The 16,596-nt window shown below is 69.7% G+C and carries 14 protein-coding genes; 9 read left to right on the forward strand and 5 right to left on the reverse strand.

The genetic code is table 11. The features are described from left to right. Window positions 1-120 precede the first annotated feature (120 nt). From amaB to ACSEEN_RS19050, 4 genes are read left to right on the forward strand one after another with little or no spacing between them, the layout of a single operon-like run. Window positions 121-1,659: an L-piperidine-6-carboxylate dehydrogenase gene (amaB, locus tag ACSEEN_RS19035; RefSeq protein WP_247866187.1), complete on the forward strand. Its 1,539-nt coding sequence runs from the start codon at window positions 121-123 to the stop codon at window positions 1,657-1,659. A gap of 29 nt (window positions 1,660-1,688) precedes the next feature. Next, entirely contained in the window at window positions 1,689-2,819 is a 1,131-nt protein-coding gene (locus tag ACSEEN_RS19040; RefSeq protein WP_247866188.1) for a Glu/Leu/Phe/Val family dehydrogenase, read from the forward strand. Then, window positions 2,816-3,973 carry an NAD(P)/FAD-dependent oxidoreductase gene (locus ACSEEN_RS19045; protein ID WP_440714040.1) on the forward strand — a complete coding sequence of 386 codons (1,158 nt, stop codon included), beginning with the start codon at window positions 2,816-2,818 and terminating at the stop codon, window positions 3,971-3,973. Before ACSEEN_RS19040 ends, ACSEEN_RS19045 begins: the two co-directional genes overlap by 4 nt. Window positions 3,974-4,030: 57 nt before the next feature. After that, on the forward strand, window positions 4,031-4,477 hold the full coding sequence (locus tag ACSEEN_RS19050; protein ID WP_247866189.1) for a MaoC/PaaZ C-terminal domain-containing protein: 447 nt from the start codon (window positions 4,031-4,033) through the stop codon (window positions 4,475-4,477). Between the two features lie 8 nt (window positions 4,478-4,485). Here the strand turns inward: ACSEEN_RS19050 and ACSEEN_RS19055 are convergent, their stop codons facing one another. The 4 genes from ACSEEN_RS19055 to ACSEEN_RS19070 all read right to left on the reverse strand — a co-directional run bounded on the left by ACSEEN_RS19055 (window position 4,486) and on the right by ACSEEN_RS19070 (window position 7,631). Then, complete coding sequence (locus ACSEEN_RS19055; protein WP_247866190.1) at window positions 4,486-4,851, reverse strand: hypothetical protein; 366 nt, start codon at window positions 4,849-4,851, stop codon at window positions 4,486-4,488. Window positions 4,852-4,934: 83 nt separating this feature from the next. Further along, window positions 4,935-5,510 (reverse strand): TetR/AcrR family transcriptional regulator, encoded by a 576-nt coding sequence (locus ACSEEN_RS19060; RefSeq protein ID WP_298445367.1) that lies wholly within the window; start codon window positions 5,508-5,510, stop codon window positions 4,935-4,937. Between the two features lie 43 nt (window positions 5,511-5,553). Next, the gene (locus tag ACSEEN_RS19065; protein WP_298445364.1) at window positions 5,554-6,318 is read right to left on the reverse strand and encodes an SDR family NAD(P)-dependent oxidoreductase; all 765 of its coding nucleotides are present in this window, start codon (window positions 6,316-6,318) and stop codon (window positions 5,554-5,556) included. An 8-nt stretch (window positions 6,319-6,326) separates the two neighbouring features. Further along, window positions 6,327-7,631: a flavin-containing monooxygenase gene (locus ACSEEN_RS19070; protein WP_440714041.1), complete on the reverse strand. Its 1,305-nt coding sequence runs from the start codon at window positions 7,629-7,631 to the stop codon at window positions 6,327-6,329. A gap of 123 nt (window positions 7,632-7,754) precedes the next feature. Here ACSEEN_RS19070 and ACSEEN_RS19075 point away from each other — a divergent pair, with 123 nt between their 5' ends. The 3 genes from ACSEEN_RS19075 to ACSEEN_RS19085 all read left to right on the forward strand — a co-directional run bounded on the left by ACSEEN_RS19075 (window position 7,755) and on the right by ACSEEN_RS19085 (window position 11,488). Continuing rightward, on the forward strand, window positions 7,755-8,687 hold the full coding sequence (locus ACSEEN_RS19075; protein ID WP_371308581.1) for a LysR family transcriptional regulator: 933 nt from the start codon (window positions 7,755-7,757) through the stop codon (window positions 8,685-8,687). A gap of 189 nt (window positions 8,688-8,876) precedes the next feature. Continuing rightward, window positions 8,877-10,790 (forward strand): APC family permease, encoded by a 1,914-nt coding sequence (locus tag ACSEEN_RS19080; RefSeq protein ID WP_440714042.1) that lies wholly within the window; start codon window positions 8,877-8,879, stop codon window positions 10,788-10,790. Continuing rightward, window positions 10,787-11,488, forward strand: a complete 702-nt coding sequence (locus tag ACSEEN_RS19085) for an SDR family NAD(P)-dependent oxidoreductase (protein WP_247866196.1) — start codon at window positions 10,787-10,789, stop codon at window positions 11,486-11,488. The genes ACSEEN_RS19080 and ACSEEN_RS19085 overlap by 4 nt, the downstream gene beginning before the upstream one ends. 40 nt (window positions 11,489-11,528) lie before the next feature. Here the strand turns inward: ACSEEN_RS19085 and ACSEEN_RS19090 are convergent, their stop codons facing one another. Then, window positions 11,529-13,229 carry a TIGR03767 family metallophosphoesterase gene (locus tag ACSEEN_RS19090; protein ID WP_440714043.1) on the reverse strand — a complete coding sequence of 567 codons (1,701 nt, stop codon included), beginning with the start codon at window positions 13,227-13,229 and terminating at the stop codon, window positions 11,529-11,531. A gap of 226 nt (window positions 13,230-13,455) precedes the next feature. Here ACSEEN_RS19090 and ACSEEN_RS19095 point away from each other — a divergent pair, with 226 nt between their 5' ends. Continuing rightward, a complete protein-coding gene (locus ACSEEN_RS19095) occupies window positions 13,456-13,878 on the forward strand; it encodes a rhodanese-like domain-containing protein (RefSeq protein ID WP_440714044.1) in 423 nt (140 codons plus the stop codon). Window positions 13,879-14,791: 913 nt separating this feature from the next. After that, the gene (lysS, locus tag ACSEEN_RS19100; protein ID WP_247866199.1) at window positions 14,792-16,318 is read left to right on the forward strand and encodes a lysine--tRNA ligase; all 1,527 of its coding nucleotides are present in this window, start codon (window positions 14,792-14,794) and stop codon (window positions 16,316-16,318) included. Window positions 16,319-16,596 lie beyond the last annotated feature (278 nt).

Below are 16,596 nucleotides of genomic sequence, written 5' to 3' on the forward strand. Positions count from 1 at the left end.
GATCAGCAGAGCTAAACACAATCGCTCGAAAACTATCGCTTGTCCTGACGAACCGTCCCGGCGGAGCATCGTGATACGCCTCACGCCGGCCCGCCCCCGAAAACACTGGAGTCGAAGAGAATGACCACCCTGACCCTGCCGAACACCGACGACCTGCGCGCGCTCGCCAAGACCAGCCTGGCGAACTGCGGTGTCGACGTCGACGCACTGCTGGCCCCCGCGGCCCACACCGTCGTCACCCGCACCCCGGTCACCGGCGAGGACCTGTTTCCGGTGGCCGCTGCCGGTGCCGACGACGTCGCCGCCGCGATCGACCGTGCGCACGACGCCTACCTGCGATGGCGGACCGTTCCCGGCCCGGTGCGCGGGGCCCTGGTCAAGCGCCTCGGCGAGCTGCTCACCGAACACAAGGAGGACATCGGCGCGCTGATCTCGATCGAGGTCGGCAAGATCACCTCCGAGGCCCTCGGCGAGGTGCAGGAGATGATCGACATCTGCGACCTGGCCGTCGGCCTCTCTCGCCAGTTGTCCGGCGCCACCATGCCGTCTGAGCGCCCCGGGCACCGCCTGATGGAGACCTGGCATCCGATCGGCGTGGTCGGCGTGATCTCGGCCTTCAACTTCCCGGCCGCGGTGTGGTCGTGGAACACCGCGCTCGCCATCGTCTGCGGCGACGCCGTGGTCTGGAAGCCGGCGCAGCTGGCCACCCTCACCGCGCTGGCCTGCTCGGCCGTCTTCGACCAGGCCGCACGCGACGTGGGAGCGCCGGAGAACCTCAACGTCGTCGTCTCCGCCGACGTCGACGCCACCCAGGTCCTCGTCGACAGCCCGAAGGTGCCGCTGATCAGCGCCACCGGCTCCGAGCGGATGGGCGCGCAGGTCGCCCCGCGCGTGGCGGCACGTTTCGGCCGCTGCCTGCTGGAACTCGGCGGCAACAACGCGGCCGTCGTCGCGCCGTCCGCCGACCTCGACCTGGCCACCCGCGGCATCGTCTTCGCCGCCGCCGGCACCGCGGGCCAGCGCTGCACCACGATGCGCCGGGTGATCGTCCACGAATCGATCGCCGACGACCTGGTGAACCGGCTCACCGAGGTCTACGGACGCCTGCCGATCGGCGACCCGTTCGCCGACGGCACCCTGGTCGGCCCGCTGATCGACCAGCGCGCCTACGACAAGATGGCCGCCTCGATCGAGGCCGCACAGGAGCAGGGCGGCACCCTGGTCGCCGGCGGTGCCCGCCGGGAGAGCGGCGGGTCGTCGTACTACGTGGAGCCGGCCATCGTGCGGATGCCCGCGCAGACCGACGTGGTGCGCACCGAGACCTTCGCGCCGCTGCTGTACGTGATGACCTACTCGACGCTCGACGAGGCGATCGCCCTGCACAACGACGTCCCGCAGGGCCTCTCGTCGGCCGTCTTCACCCTCGACCAGCGGGAGGCGGAGCGCTTCATGGCGGCCGACGGCTCCGACTGCGGCATCGTCAACGTCAACATCGGCACCTCGGGCGCGGAGATCGGCGGCGCCTTCGGCGGTGAGAAGACCACCGGCGGCGGCCGCGAATCGGGCTCGGACGCCTGGCGCGCCTACATGCGCCGCGCGACCAACACGGTGAACTACTCGACCGAACTGCCACTCGCGCAGGGCGTCAACTTCGGTTGAGCACGGACGAGCGATCGAGGAACTGGCGAATGTTCGAGTCGATGGACGAGTGGGGTCCGGAGAAGGTGGTCTGCGTCTCCGACACCCGCACCGGCATGCGCGGCGTGCTGGTGATCGACAACACCGCCCGCGGCATGGGCAAGGGCGGCACCCGCATGACCCCGTCGGTGACCGTCGGCGAGGTCGCCCGGCTGGCCCGGAACATGACCTGGAAGTGGGCCGGCGTCGACCTGTTCTACGGCGGCGCCAAGGCCGGTATCCGGTTCGACCCGGAGTCCCCCGACAAGGAGGCCGCCCTGCGCGCCTTCGTCCGGGCGCTGCGCAACGAGGTGCCGGAGGAGTACGTCTTCGGGCTCGACGTCGGCCTGTCCGAATGCGATGCCGCGATCATGCTCGACGAGGCCGGCCGCGGCGGCGCGGTCGGGACACCGCACGAACTCGGCGGTCTCCCGTACGACCAGCTCGGGGTCACCGGCTTCGGCGTCGCCGAGTCGCTCGACGCCGCCGCGTCGTACCGGGGGCGGTCCACGTCGTCCTTGACGGTCGCCATCCAGGGCTTCGGGGCGGTCGGCGCGGCCGCCGCCCGGCGGCTGGCCGAGTTGGGCGCGACGGTCGTGGCGGTGTCCACCGCGCGCGGCGGACTGCACCACCCAGACGGGCTCGACGTCGCCGAACTCCTCACGCTGCGTGACGAATACGGTGACGCGCTGGTCGAGCACCACCCGACAGCCCGCGCCCTGGCGCCCGGCGACGAGCTGACCGTCGCCGCCGATGCGCTGATCCCGGCGGCCCTGCAAGACGTGATCGACGAGCGGCTCGCCGCGCGGCTCCCGGCGTCGCTGATCGTGGAGGGCGCGAACCTGCCCACGAGCCCCGCCGCGCAGCGGGTCCTCGCCGAGCGCGGGGTGACCGTCGTCCCGGATTTCATCGCGAACGCCGGGGGAGTGGTCGCCGCCGCGGTCGCGATGGACGCCCGGTTCTCCGGGCTCGCACCCGATCCGCGGCGGGTGTTCACCGCGATCACCGGCAAGCTCCGCGCAGGCACCGAACACACGCTGGCCGGCGCCGCCGAGCACGGCATCACCACGCACGAGGCGGCGCGCCGCACCGCGCAGGACCGCGTGGCCCGCGCCATGCGGCTGAAAGGACGGGTCGCATGACCAAGACGGTTCCGGAGAAGGCGGCGGTCGTCGTGATCGGCGGCGGGGTGATCGGCACCTCCATCGCCTTCCACCTCGCCGAGTCCGGGGTGCACGACGTGGTCCTGCTGGAGAAGGACGAACTCGGCTCCGGGTCGACGTGCCGCGCCGCAGGCGGCGTGCGAGCCACGTTCAGCAACGCGTCGAACATCGCGATCGGGCTGCGCGGCCTCGACGTCTACTCGCGATTCGCGCAGCTCTACGGGCACGACGCCGACTTCGAGCGGAACGGCTACCTCTTCCTGCTCTCCGATCAGGCGATGGTCGACGTCTTCACCGAGAGCGTCGCCCTGCAGAACGCGCACGGCGTGCCCACCCGGATGATCGACCCGGACGAGGCCAAACGCCTGTCGCCGCTGATCGAGACCGACGGTCTGCTGGCGGCCAGCTGGTCGCCGGACGACGGCCGCTGCACCCCCGAGGCGATCGTGGCCGGCTATGCCGCGGCCGCCCGCCGCCACGGCGCGGCGATCGTGCGCCACTGCGGCGTCACCGGCGTCGATCCGCGGGCGGGCGGCGGCTACGAGGTGGTGACCCCGCACGGCGTGATCTCCGCCGACACGATCGTGATCGCGGCCGGAGCCTGGTCGGGACAGATCGGTGACATGATCGGCGTCGACATCCCGGTGACGCCGTACCGCAGGCAGATCGCCTTCACCGAACCGATCCCCGGTCTGCCCGCGCGGATGCCGTCGCTGACCATCGACTTCCCGTCGGCGCTGTACTTCGAGCCCGAACGCGACGGCCTGCTGATCGGCTGGGCCGACCCCGCGCAGGAGCCCGGCTTCAACCTGAGATTCGAGCTCGACGACTGGCTGATGAAGGTCGGCGAGATCGCGCAGGTTCGGGTGCCGGTGATCCTCGAATCGGGGATCGTCAGCGGCTGGGCCGGCCTCTACGAGGTGACGCCCGACGACAACCAGATCATCGATCGGGTGCGCGACGACGTCCTGGTCGCGACCGGCTACTCCGGCCACGGTTTCCTGATGGGCCCGGCGACCGGCGAGATCATTCGCGACCTCTACCACGGCCGCGAGCCCGGCTACGACATCGCCGATTTCCGGCTCGACCGGTTCGCGCCCGACCGGCTCCGCGGCGAGACCAACATCGTGTGAGCGCTGATCCGCGGATCCGCGCGCGGGGCGCGCCGATCCGCGGAATACGGTGAAGCCATGACGAATACGACCGAACTCCTGGGTGGCCGCGACCTGGTGCCGGGGACCGTCTACGGCTTCGGCGAGTACCCGCTCACCCTCGACGAGATCGTCCGGTTCGCACGGGAGTGGGATCCCCAGTACTTCCACACCGACCCCGACGATGCCCGGCGCAGTGTCTTCGGCGGTCTCATCGCCAGCGGTATCCAGAGTCTCGCCATCCTGCAGCGGCTCACCGTCGAGGCCGTCTACCGCGACTGGAAGGTGATCGCCGGCCGGTCGCTGAACGACGTCTACTTCCTGCGCCCGGTGCGCGCCGGTGACGTCCTGTCCGGCTGGGCGCGGATCGAGGCGGTGCACGTCGACGACGCCCGCGGCCGCGCCGACGTCGAACTCGTCACCGAGTTGACGGCGGCGGGCTCGACGATGCTCCGCGCGACCACGAGCGTCGTCGTCCACGCCTAGCCCGGTGATCAGTTCACGCCCATGAACATGTACACCGCGCGGGCGCGACCTTCGTCGTCCCGGAACACCAGGTCGGCGCCGCGGCCGACGACATCACCGGCCGGGGTGAGCATCGACCAGCGCAGGAGGAGCCCGTCGCCGGACTCGACCGCCTGGTCGTAGCGGAAGACGAGGCCTTTGCCTGCGATCAGATCGTCGTGGACGGCGCCGACATGGGCTGCGATGTTCTCCGCGCCCTCGATGGTGATTCCGAGCGAGGAGACCGCGAGGCGCCCGGTGGGCGACCACACCCGGTCGATCACCTCGCGGCGGGCGCGGGCATCGGGCTCGGTCCAGGTGGACAGGTAGTCGTGCTGGAAGTCGGTGGTGCTCATGCGATTCCTCTTTTCTTGAACTCCGGGTCTAAAACTGGGGTAGCCCGGAAGCCGGCACCGGGCGGCGCCGGAGGCGGTGGGGGTCAGAGCACGGTCAGGGCCGTTTCGATGGTGCGGTACAGCATGGGTGCGTCGTGGGTCATCGCCATCACCCGGAGTCCGGCGAGCACGGTGGCGAAGTGCTCGGCGAGCGCCCGCGCGTCGGCCTGCGCGGCGACGTCCCCGTCGCGCTGGCCGCGGCGGATTCGTTCGGCGAACCAGTCGGTCGACTCGTCCTGCATGCGGCGGAGCCGCCGCGCGAGTTCGCCGTCCTCCCCGGCCAGTTCCACCGCGGTGTTGCCGATCAGGCAGCCGCGCCGTTGCGGCTGCGCCAGATCGTCGTCGACCACGGCCCGCAGAGCCGCCCGGAAGCAGTCCCGGGTGGTGCCCGGACGCTCGAGCAGCTCTGCGGCCATCTCCGCGATCTGGCGATGGTAGCGGTCGAGGCAGCGGTCGAACAGGTCGCGCTTGCTGGTGAAGGCGTTGTACAGACTGCCCTTGGCGATACCGGTCGCCTCGGCGAGCCGGGCCGGCGACGTGCCGGCGTAGCCGTGGGTCCAGAACGTCTCCATCGCGCGGGCGACGACGACGTCCTCGTCGAATGTGCGGGGCCTTCCCATGGGGAGACCATAGCCCTATTTTGACCTATGGGTCAAATATTGCTCAGCGGGCCCGGAAGCCGCCGTCCACCACCAGCTCGGTGCCGGTCATGAAGCGCGCGTCGTCAGAGGCCAGGAAGGCCACCGCCGACGCGAGTTCCACCGGGTCGGCACGACGCCCCAGCGGCGTCTCCGGCACCACGCCGGTGCCCGGCTCGTTCGCGTTGAGCGGCGTCGCCACACCACCCGGGACCAGGGCGTTCACCCGGATTCCCGCGGGTGCGAGTTCGAGTGCCGCGGTCCGGGTCAGGCCCAGGAGTCCGGCCTTGCTCGCGGCGTACGCGGCGTAGCCGATCGCCCCCGACGGACCGAAGATCGACGACGTGTTGATCACCGCCGCGGCCGCCGACTCGGTGAGGAGCGGCAGCATGGTCTGCAGTCCGAGGAAGGCGCCGGTGAGGTTCACCGTGAGCAGCCGGCTCCAGGCCTCCAGTGTCTCCTCGGCGATCGGCGTGACATGCACGATGCCCGCGTTGTTGACCAGTACGTCCAGCCGGCCGTGACGCTCGGCGATCGCCGACGCCGTCGCGGCCCAGCCGTCCGGATCGGTGACATCCAGGTGGAGATAGGTCACGTCCGAGCCGCGGTCGCGCAGCGCGGCCGCGGTCTGCTCGCCCTCGTCGTCGAGGACGTCGGCGAGGTAGACCGTGGCGCCCTCGGCGGACAGCCGGTCGCCGTGGGCGGCGCCCTGACCGCGGGCGCCGCCGGTGATCAGGGCGACCCGGCCGGCCAGCCGGCCGGCGCACGGGGGAAGGGAAGCGGTCGTCATGGCGGGCCTCAGTTTCCGTTCGCGCCGCTGGTCGCCAGCGCCGGGGTGGCGGCGAGCGACCGGAGCAGACGCTCGGTGTCGGCCATCTGGTCGTTCCAGATCGCGCGGACGATGTCGATGCGCAGCTCGGGCTCCTGCATCACGGAGAAGTAGTTGGCCAGCGCCATACCGAGCGGGCCGGCCGCCTCCTGCAGGGCGATCATCTCGGCGACGAGCTTGGACTGCACGCCGTAGATCGGGATCTGCGGGCCGCGCGGCGCGATGAGGCCGACGAAGTACAGCTTCTCGGCGCCCTCCGGCAGGATCCCGCCGGCGTAGCGGCGCGGGACGCCGTCCTCGCTGCCGAGCAGGTCGCCGTCGAGGAAGGGCAGGGCGACGTTGAAGCCGGTCGCGTAGACGATCGAGTCGTACTCGGCGCTGGTGCCGTCGGAGAAGTGAACGGTCTTGCCGTCGTACCGCTCGATGCCGGGGCGGACGGTGACGCGGCCGTGCTGGATCCAGTACAGGAGCAGGTCGTTGACGGTGGTCGCGCCGCCGGCCAGGTCGCGGGACTCGGGCATCGGCAGGCCCGGGTACGCGTTGTTCTCGCCGATCGCCACGCGGGCGAGCAGCCGGGCGATGAGGTCCTGCTCGGTGGCGTCGAACTCGCTCATCCAGGCCACCTGCTGGCGCGGCACGCCGAAGTACATCTTGGGCTGGAAGTGGATGCCCTTGCGCACCACGACGTCCGCCTCGAGCCGGTGCTGGGCGATGTCGACGGCGATGTCGCAGCCGGAGTTGCCGGCACCCACGACCAGCACGCGAGTGCCCTCGAGGTCGCGGACGTTGTTGTACTCGCTCGAGTGGACGGCCTTGCCGGTGAACGTGCCGGGGACCTCGGGGACCTTCGGGCTCCACAGGTGACCGTTGGCGACCACGAGGCCGTCGAAGATACCCTCGTCGCCGCGGCTGGTCACGACCCGCCATCCGGCGCTGCCGACCGGGGCGTCGCCGGCCGGGACGGGCTCGGCGGAGACCACCTCGGTGGAGAAGGCGATGTGCTCGCGCAGACCGGCGTGATCGGCGTACGACTCGATGTAGCGTCGAACCTGGTCGCGCCGCGGGAAGTGCGGGTAGTCGGCCGGCATCGGGAAGTCCTCGAAGTGCGTGGCGTCCCGCGCGGTGATCAGGTGCAGCGCTTCGTAGTCGGTGTGCCAGTGGCCGCCGACGCGATCGGTCTTCTCGAAGCACTCGACGTCGTGCCCGGCGGCGCGAAGCTGAGCGATGGCGGAAAGTCCGGCAGCGCCGGCGCCGATGATGCAGATGCGAGCCATGTCGCGTCCCTTCGTCTCGTGGGGGCGCTCCGTCGGCCCCTCCTGATTGACGATTGTTCGACGCCGAACGCCATACGGTCCATATCCATTAGCTGCACCCACATCAAGGTTTAACCTTGAGTGATGGCCGGACCATCGATCACGCTGCAGCAACTGTCGTACTTCCTGTCGGCCGTCGAGCATGGATCGCTCTCCGCGGCGGCCGAGGCGAATTTCATCGCGCAGCCCAGCCTGTCCGAGCAGATCCGCAGGCTGGAGCGTGCGCTCGGCGTCTCGCTGTTCACCCGGACCAACCGCAAGCTGATCCTGACCGAGGCCGCGCGGATCCTGGTGCCCTATGCCGAGCGGACCCTCGCCGCGGCACAGGAGGCGGCGGCCGCGGTCGATCCGGTCCGCAATCTGACCGGCGGCAGCGTGTCGTTCGGGACGTTCTCCAGCTCGCACGACCTGATCAACGTCGACCTGATCACCGAGTTCCGGGCGCTGTACCCGGGCGTCTCGCTCCGGATCGAGGAACTCAACTCGGTTCAGGTGGCCGAGGCGGTCCGCAGCGGCGACCTCGAGGCGGGCGTGGTGGCGCTGCCGGTCGACGACCGTGGCCTCCAGGTCAGCCCGGTGGTCTGGCGATCAGAGGCCCGCTACTACACGGCCGCGTCCGAGCGGGCCGCCGGGCCGATCGGGATCGGCGCCATCGCCGAGGCCTGCCTGATCCTGCCGGAGGCGCGCTGGGGCGACATGGATCCCACCCGCCTGCAGCTCAACGCGCGGGCGCAGGCGGCGGGCCACACCATTCGGCCGGCGATCGAGGTGGAGTCGTACGCCGTCGCGCTGGAACTCGCCCGGCGCGGGGTGGGCGACACCATCGCGTCGCCGCCCGTCGTCGAGACGCTGGGCTTCACCCACGGGCTGCACGGCGCCTCGCTCGACCCGCCGCTGATCGAGCAGTACGGCTTCGTCTGGCGCCGCAACGCCGTGCTTTCGCCCGCCGCGACCGCCGTGGTGAACCTGGCCCGAGCACTCCTTTCGGCCATTCCGGGCCCGGCACCCACCGTCTAGCCATAGGTAAATCCTTGTTCTGCTTGTAGAATTCATGGCTTTACCTAGTTCTAAGGTCTCCCTCAGACTCGGAAAGCGCTGGTCGTCACCGTCGACGATCGGTCTCCTGCACCGACTTTCCCCGGAGGGACCATGTCGACGTCGTCGCCACCCGTCACCTATGAGACAGACGCCAAATTCGAACGGCGGATGTCGCTGCAAGCCGCGATGTTCATCGGTATCGGCGGCCAGATCGGCTCCGGCTGGCTGTTCGCGGCGCTCGCCGCCGCCGGCATCGCCGGCCCGTCGGCGGTGGTCTCCTGGATCATCGGCGGTCTGCTCACCATGATCATCGCGCTGGCCTGGATGGAGGTCGGTACGGCGCTGCCGTTCAGCGGCGCGATCGTGCGCTACCCCTATCTCTCGCACGGCGGTCTCTCCGGCTGGATCATGGGTCTGTCGTACTGGCTGGCCAATGTGTCGCTGCCGGCCATCGAGGCGATCGCCGCCATCACCTACGTCGGCGGCCTGTACCCGAAGCTGGGGCTGCTCACCGAGTCCGACGGCATCTCGATGCTGTCGTGGCCGCGCGGCATCGTCGTGGGTCTGCTCCTGATGGTGCTGTTCCTGATGATCAACCTGTTCGGCGTCAAGCTCCTGTCCGAGGCCAACCGGTGGATCACCTGGTGGAAGATCATCGTTCCGTCGATCACCTTCATCATGCTGTTCTTCGTCTTCAACTCGAAGAACTACACCGACTACGGCTTCTTCGGGAACGGCGGCGGCAGCCACTCCGGCTTCTCCTCGACGCTGCAGGCGGTCGCGGTCTCCGGCATCGCCTTCGCGCTGATGGGCTTCCGCGGCGTCATCGACTTCGCCGGTGAGGTGCGCAACCCCAAACGCAACATCCCGATCGGCACGGTCGGCTGCGTGGTGATCCCGGTGCTCATCTACATCGGTCTGCAGGTCGCGCTCATCGGCGCCATCGACTGGCACGACGCCGGCATCAACCCGGGCGACTGGGCCGCGCTGGAGAGCAGTTCGTGGGCCGACGGTCCGCTGAACGCCGCCCTGAAGGCGTCCGGTTACGCCCTGCTCGGCGCGTTCGTGTCGGTCCTGCTGCTCGACGCGATCATCTCGCCCGGCGCCGCGGGCTACCTCTACCTCGGTGGCGGTGCCCGCGTCGGCTACGGCCTGGCGATCAACCGCTTCTTCCCGCGCGCCCTCACCAAGATGAACAAGCACGGTGTGCCGGCCGCGTCGGCGATCGTCACGTTCATCGTCGGCTGTCTGTTCTTCGCGCCCGCGCCCAGCTGGTACCGTCTGGTCGGCTTCATCTCCTCGGCGCTGGTGCTGAGCACGATGGCCGCGTCGGTGGCGCTGATGGTGATGCGCCGTACCGCGCCCGACCTGGTCCGGCCGTACCGCCTGCCCGCCGCGCGGCTGCTGGCACCGGCCGGGTTCGCGGCGGCGTCGTTGATCATCTACTGGTGCGGTTTCGTGACGCTGGTGAACCTGAACACGATCCTGCTCGGTGCGCTCAGCGTCTACGCGGTCACCTTCTCCACGTACAACGGCTGGGTCAAGCGGGGGCCCGCGACGCTGCTCGCGACGCTCTTCCTGATCGGCTGGATCTGGGTCGCCGCCCGCAGCAAGTACGTGCTGGCGGTACCGAGCATGACCACCGACAAGTCGACCATGTTCTGGTATCTCGGCGGGGCGATCGCGCTGTGCGTCGTCTTCCTCGCCGTGCTGCGGTTCCTGACCAGCGACGACGGCCTGCCGCACCTGCGTGGCGGCTACTGGCTGGTGTTCCTGCTGCTCGGTCAGGTGGTGATCGCCGGGATCGGGTCGTACGGGCCGCTGGAGAAGCCGCTGCTGGCCTTCCCCTGGGACGTGCTCGTCTCGATCGCGATCTCGCTCATCGCGTACGGCTGGGCGCTGCGCAGCGGGTTCGCGGTTCCCGAGATGAAGATGCTGGAAGCCGAGTCGGTGGCCGCCAAGCAGCTGGAGGATGCCGGTGACGCGGCGGGTGCCGAAGAGCTGCGCGCCGAGATCGCCGACACCGCCGTGATGGGCGTCGACCATCCCGACGCCCACCGAGAGAAAGAAGTGGAACTGTGAACACCGCCATCGTGACCGGCGCCGCCAGCGGCATGGGCCGCGCCGCCGCCGAACTGCTGACCGACGCCGGATGGCAGGTCCTGGCCCTCGACCGGGTGGCCACCGAATACGCCACCGAGACCGGGACGGTCCGCACGGTCGCCGTCGACGTCACCGATCGCGCGGCCATCGGCCAGGCCATCGACAGCCACCTCGCCGCCGGCGGGGCCCCGGTGTCGCTGGTCGCCAACATCGCCGGCGTCTACCCGCCGACCACCCTCGACACCTTCGACGAGGCCACCTACCGCCTCGTGTTCGACGTCAACGTCCTCGGCACGCTGAACGTGACCGCCGAGGCCGTCGCCCGCATGTCCGACGGCGGGGCGGTGGTGAACTTCGCGTCGGTCGACGCCTTCACCGTGTCGCCGGGCCAGCTGCTCTACTGCGCGTCGAAGGCGGCGGTGGTGATGCTGACCAAGTCGCTCGCGCTGGAACTCGCGCCGAAGGGCATCCGGGTCAACGCGATCGCGCCCGGCTGGGTCGCGACTCCGGGCAACGCCGCCACCGGCCGCATGGAGGAGGCGGCGGCCGGCATCCCGATCGGCCGCGTCGCGCAGCCCTCGGAGATCGCCCGCTGGGTGCAGATCCTCGGCTCGAGCGACGCCGGCTTCATGACCGGCGAGACCGTCGTGCTGTCCGGCGGCGACGTCATCCGCTGATGCGCGCGGCGGGCGGCGGATCGGCCGCCGCCCGCCGCGGTCAGCGCAGCGGGTGCGCGAGCAGCAGCTCGCAGTTGCGGTCGGCCACCTTGCCGAGCAGGTCGTCGTCGCGATGCAGGTCGTTGTAGCTGAGTTCGCGGTAGAGGCTGGCCAGCCCGGTCGCCGAGAGGTCGTCCTCGTCGGCGGTGTACGGGCTGTCCGCCTCGATCAGCGGCGTGAAGATGCTGAGCGTGCCGTCGCGGTTGTCGGCCACCTCGATGATCCGCGCGAGCTGCGGGAAGTCGATGTGGCTGGCCGTGTTGATCTCCCAGAAGCTGTGCTCCGGGGTGCTGCCACGGTGCGCGATCATCTCGTTGCGGTGAGTGTGGCCGTTGACCCAGGCGATCACGTTCCGGTGCCGGGCGAGCATGGCCACCAGATCGTCGCCCAGGTACTGGTTCTCGCCGGGCGTCTCCGGATTGGGCAGCTTCGCGGTCATCGTCTTCGACGTGTGATGGCTGAAGACCAGGATCAGCTCGTCGGGGTGGGCGGCGATGGTGCGCTCGATCCACCGCAGCTGCTTCTCGCCCATCGAGCCGTCGGCGATGCCGAGGCTGTTGGTGGTGTTCATCGCGATACCGCGCACGCCGGGTGCTATCGGGAAGGTGTACCAGGTCGGGCCGTCCGGGTCGGCGAAGCCGTGCCCCACCGGGCCGGGACCGCGCGCACCCGGCTCGAAGTGCCGCCGGACGAATTCCCGCGCGCTGTACGGACGGCGCCGCGCGTCCGGCGTCACCGGGAACGACGGCCCGGTGACGCGCAGCTGGGACAGCAGCGGGCCGAGTGCCGCCGGGTTCGACGCCATCGCGTCGGCGATCTGCGAGACGGCCGGATCGGTGCCGGGCAGGTCGAACTTGACCGCCGACGTGTACATCCCGTCGAGGATCCCGTTCGGCACGGTGCCGAGGAACTGGTCGTCGTGGTTGCCGAAGACCGCGTACCAGGGCGTCGTGAGCCCCGGGCTGCGGTGCGTGCGCATCGCCGCGCGCAGGAAGCCGGGGATCTGCTCGAAGCCGCGGTCTTTGTAGATGTCGCGCGACGCGAGTTCGGGTCGCCAGTACAGCTGTGAGCCGAGTGCCTGCACGCCCTCGAAGCGGTTCTTCGCGCCGGTGTTCGGGGTGATGTCGCCGCCGGAGAGGAGGCGCAGGAACCAGGTGAGTTCGATGTGCTCGTGGTTGTCGGTGTTGTCGCCGGTGCTGATCACACAGTCGAACCGCCGGCCGGTGAACGGCCCGCCCGGGAGCGCGTTGATGCGCTTGATCAGTGCGACGGCGCCCTGCGTGCCGAGCGCTTCTTGCGGGCGGTACGCCGGACCCTGGATCGGGTGCACGTACTCGAACCGTGCCGGACTCTGCACGTCGGTGATGTGGATGTCGGTCATCTGGACGAACGACGCGAGGCCGCTCCGCTTGCCCTCCCGGCCCGCGTGCGCGGTGGCCAGTTCCTGGCGGACCACCAGGGGCCAGCCCGCGCCCCTGGTGAGTTTGCGGTATCCGCCCTTGCGTGCGCGGCCCGGCACGGCGACCTGCGCGAGGGTCGTGCCGGCGACCTGTGCGCCGCCCAGCGCGCCCGGTTCGGCGTGCGCCAGGCCCCCGGCCGCCGAGCCCGCGGCCAGTGCGGCCGCACCGGCGGCGCCCGCCACCAGGAAGTCGCGTCGGGAGATGCCGGGGCGCGCGGCGGGAACGTGAGATGAATCGGACATGAATGGAACTGTAACGGGCGTCACTGCCTTTGGATACAGGGGTGTATCGGAGGTGGGTGCGGCGGTTCCCGTTCGCCGTGCACAAAACTCTTTCGGTGAGTGTGCGTCGCATGGCAGAATCGTCGTCGTGATGAAGAGCTGTCAGGAGTGTTGTCAGAGCTAGCCGCGTTCGCGGCCGGCTCCCACTCGCTGACCCTCCCTCTCTCACACCCTGAGGACTCTTCCGATGACTCTCGCCATCGACGTTCCCGTCACCACTTCCGTCGCCCCGCTCGCCGTACCGCCCGCACCGCTCTCGGTGCAGGTCGAGCAGTACCGCTCCGCGCTCGACGCGGGCATCCGCGTCGTCGATCTGCGGCCCGCCGAATCGCGCCGGACGCACGGCGCACTGCTCGGCGCCCTCGCCCTCGACCTCTCCGAGGCCCTCGCACTCCTCACGCCGGGGACGCCGTCGTCGCTGCGCTCGGCGTCGTACGACGCCCAGTGGCTCCTGGTCACCGACGACGGCTACGACGCCGAATTCCTGGCCTGGCACCTCCAGGCGCGCGGCATCCGCGGAGCCCGCTTCCTGGTCGGTGGCCACCTCGCCCTGCGTGACGCCGGTATCGGCGGCACCGACACCTCCGACGCCCACCGCTTCTTCTCGTGACCGGCCCTCGGGTGGTTGAGCTTGCCGAGGCCTCCACGTCGCCGGTCGGGTCGCTCCGCCGGTCACTCCCCGGGAACGTCGCCACGCTGGCCCTTCGCCTCGCTGGTCGGTCGGCCCTGCTGATTGAGTCGTCGAAACCTGCGCCTCACCGGTCGACGGGCTCCGCCGGTTGACGCTCTGCCGGTTGATCGGTTTCGCTGGTTGAGCTTGTCGGCGGGCTTTGTTCTGTCGATGGGGTCCGGGCCTGTCGAGACTCGCGCTTCCCCGGTCGACCCACTTCGTCGATCGGCGGTGTCGTTGCCCCGGCCCGCTGGTCGATCGGTTCCGCTGGTTGAGGTTGCCGTGCCTTGCTCTGTCGATGGGTCGTTCCGGTGGTTGGGCTTGTCGAGACTCGCGCTCCCCCGGTCGACCCGCTCTGTCGGTTGACCTTGTCGCTCTCGCTGCGCCGGCTGATCGGCTTCGCCGGTTGAGCCTGTCGAAACCCTCCCACTTTCGCCGATCAGGTCGCTCCGCTGGGAGCCTGCCGAGGACCGCGCTCTGCTGACGGGATCGCTTCGTCGCCGGTCGACCTTGTCGAGATCGTCGCCCCACCGGCTGACACGGACCGCCGGTTTAGCCTGCCGAAAGACCATGCTCCGCCGCTGGGTTCGCTCCGCTGGTGGAGCCTGTTGAGATGCGTTCTGCCGATGAGGTCGTTCCGTCGGTCGAGCTTGTCGAGGCTTTCGCCTCGCTGGTCGATCGGCTCCGCTGATGTGGCTCGCCGAGACGTTCGCCTGGCCGGCGGGGTCGCTCCGCTGGTCGAGCCGTGGAAAGCTCCGCCTCGCCGGATGGCCGACTCCGCCGGCTGAGCTCGTCGAAACCCCTCCTCGCCCAATTCGACCGCGGACCAGGGGCGCGCCTAACCTGTTACCTCGTGAGTGACCAGGCGCCCCAGACCGACGACCAGACCCCCGAGCAGCTGCGCATCCGCCGCGAGAAGCGCGAGCGGATCCTCGGAGAGGGTCGCGAGGCGTACCCGGTCGGCGTCGCCCGCACCCACTCGCTCGCCGAGCTGCGCGCCGAGTTCGGTCACCTGGAAGCCGGCACCGAGACCGACGTCGAGGCGGGGGTCGCGGGGCGCGTGATCTTCCTGCGCAACAAGGGCAAGCTCTGCTTCGCCACGCTGCAGGAGGGCGACGGGACCCAGCTGCAGGCGATGGTCAGCTTCAACGGGGTGGGCGAGGAATCCCTGGCGCGATGGAAGGCGGACGTCGATCTCGGCGACATCGTCTTCGTGCACGGCCGGGTGATCAGTTCGCGCACCGGTGAGCTGTCGATCATGGCCGATGCGTGGGAGATGGCGTCGAAGGCGCTGCGCCCGCTGCCGGTCGCGCACAAGGAGATGAACGAGGAGTCTCGCGTACGGCAGCGCTACGTGGATCTCATCGTGCGGCCGGAGGCTCGCGAGATCGCGCGGACCCGCGTGACGGTGATGGCCCAGCTGCGGGCGTTCATGGCCGGTCGCGGCTTCCTCGAGGTCGAGACCCCGATGCTGCAGACGCTGCACGGCGGTGCCGCCGCGCGCCCGTTCGTCACCCACTCGAACGCCTTCGACATGGACCTGTACCTGCGCATCGCACCCGAGCTGTTCCTCAAGCGGTGCGTGGTGGGCGGCCTGGAGAAGGTCTTCGAGGTCAACCGGAACTTCCGCAACGAGGGCGCCGACTCCACCCACTCGCCCGAATTCGCGATGATGGAGACCTATCAGGCGTACGGCGACTACAACGACTCCGCGACGATGATCCGCGAACTGGTGCAGTCGGTCGCGCAGGGCGCGCTCGGCACCCTCACTCCGACGATGCCGGACGGATCCACCTACGACCTCTCCGGGGACTGGATGAGCGTCGAGATGTACCCATCGCTGTCCGAGGCGCTCGGCCGCGAGGTGATCCCGCAGGCCGACGGTCGGGGCACCACGGTCGACGAACTCCTCGGCATCGCCGCCGAAGTCGGCCTCGAGGTCCCCAAGGACAAGGGCTACGGCCACGGGAAGCTCGTCGAGGAGCTGTGGGAGCACATGGTGGGCCGGCACTTGGACCAGCCGGTCTTCGTGCGGGACTTCCCGGTCGAGACCTCGCCGCTGGTCCGCGCGCATCGCACGGTGCCGGGTGTGGTCGAGAAGTGGGACCTCTACGTCCGCGGCTTCGAGCTCGCCACCGGCTACTCGGAGCTGGTCGACCCGGTGATCCAGCGCGAACGCTTCGTCGACCAGGCGCGGCTCGCCGCGGCCGGCGATGACGAGGCCATGGTGCTCGACGAGGAGTTCCTCACCGCCATGGAGTACGCGATGCCGCCGACTACCGGCACGGGCATGGGCATCGACCGCCTGCTGATGGCGCTCACCGGTCTCGGGATTCGGGAGACGGTGCTCTTCCCGCTCGTGAAGCCGCGGCAGGACTGACTTCGCGGTCGTCGACGACACCGGCCGGAAAGCTTCCTGACCAGCCGATTTGTGATCGACGAAATGAGTGTGTAACTTAATCCAAGTCGTCAGCGAGACGGGCCGGAGAGATTCGGACCGAGACACTGATCGGCCGTCCGCCACCTGCTAGCCTGGTTCTTTCATCGGTGAATTCGACTCGCCGACCCTGATGCATGAAGAAAGGTGCTCTCACCTGCGATAATCGTTCTTGCGACAGTCCGATTACGTCAGAGCGAGGGAGCACCTTTCTGGTGAGT

This window comes from Gordonia marina (genome assembly GCF_052036135.1).
Lineage (GTDB): Bacteria > Actinomycetota > Actinomycetes > Mycobacteriales > Mycobacteriaceae > Gordonia.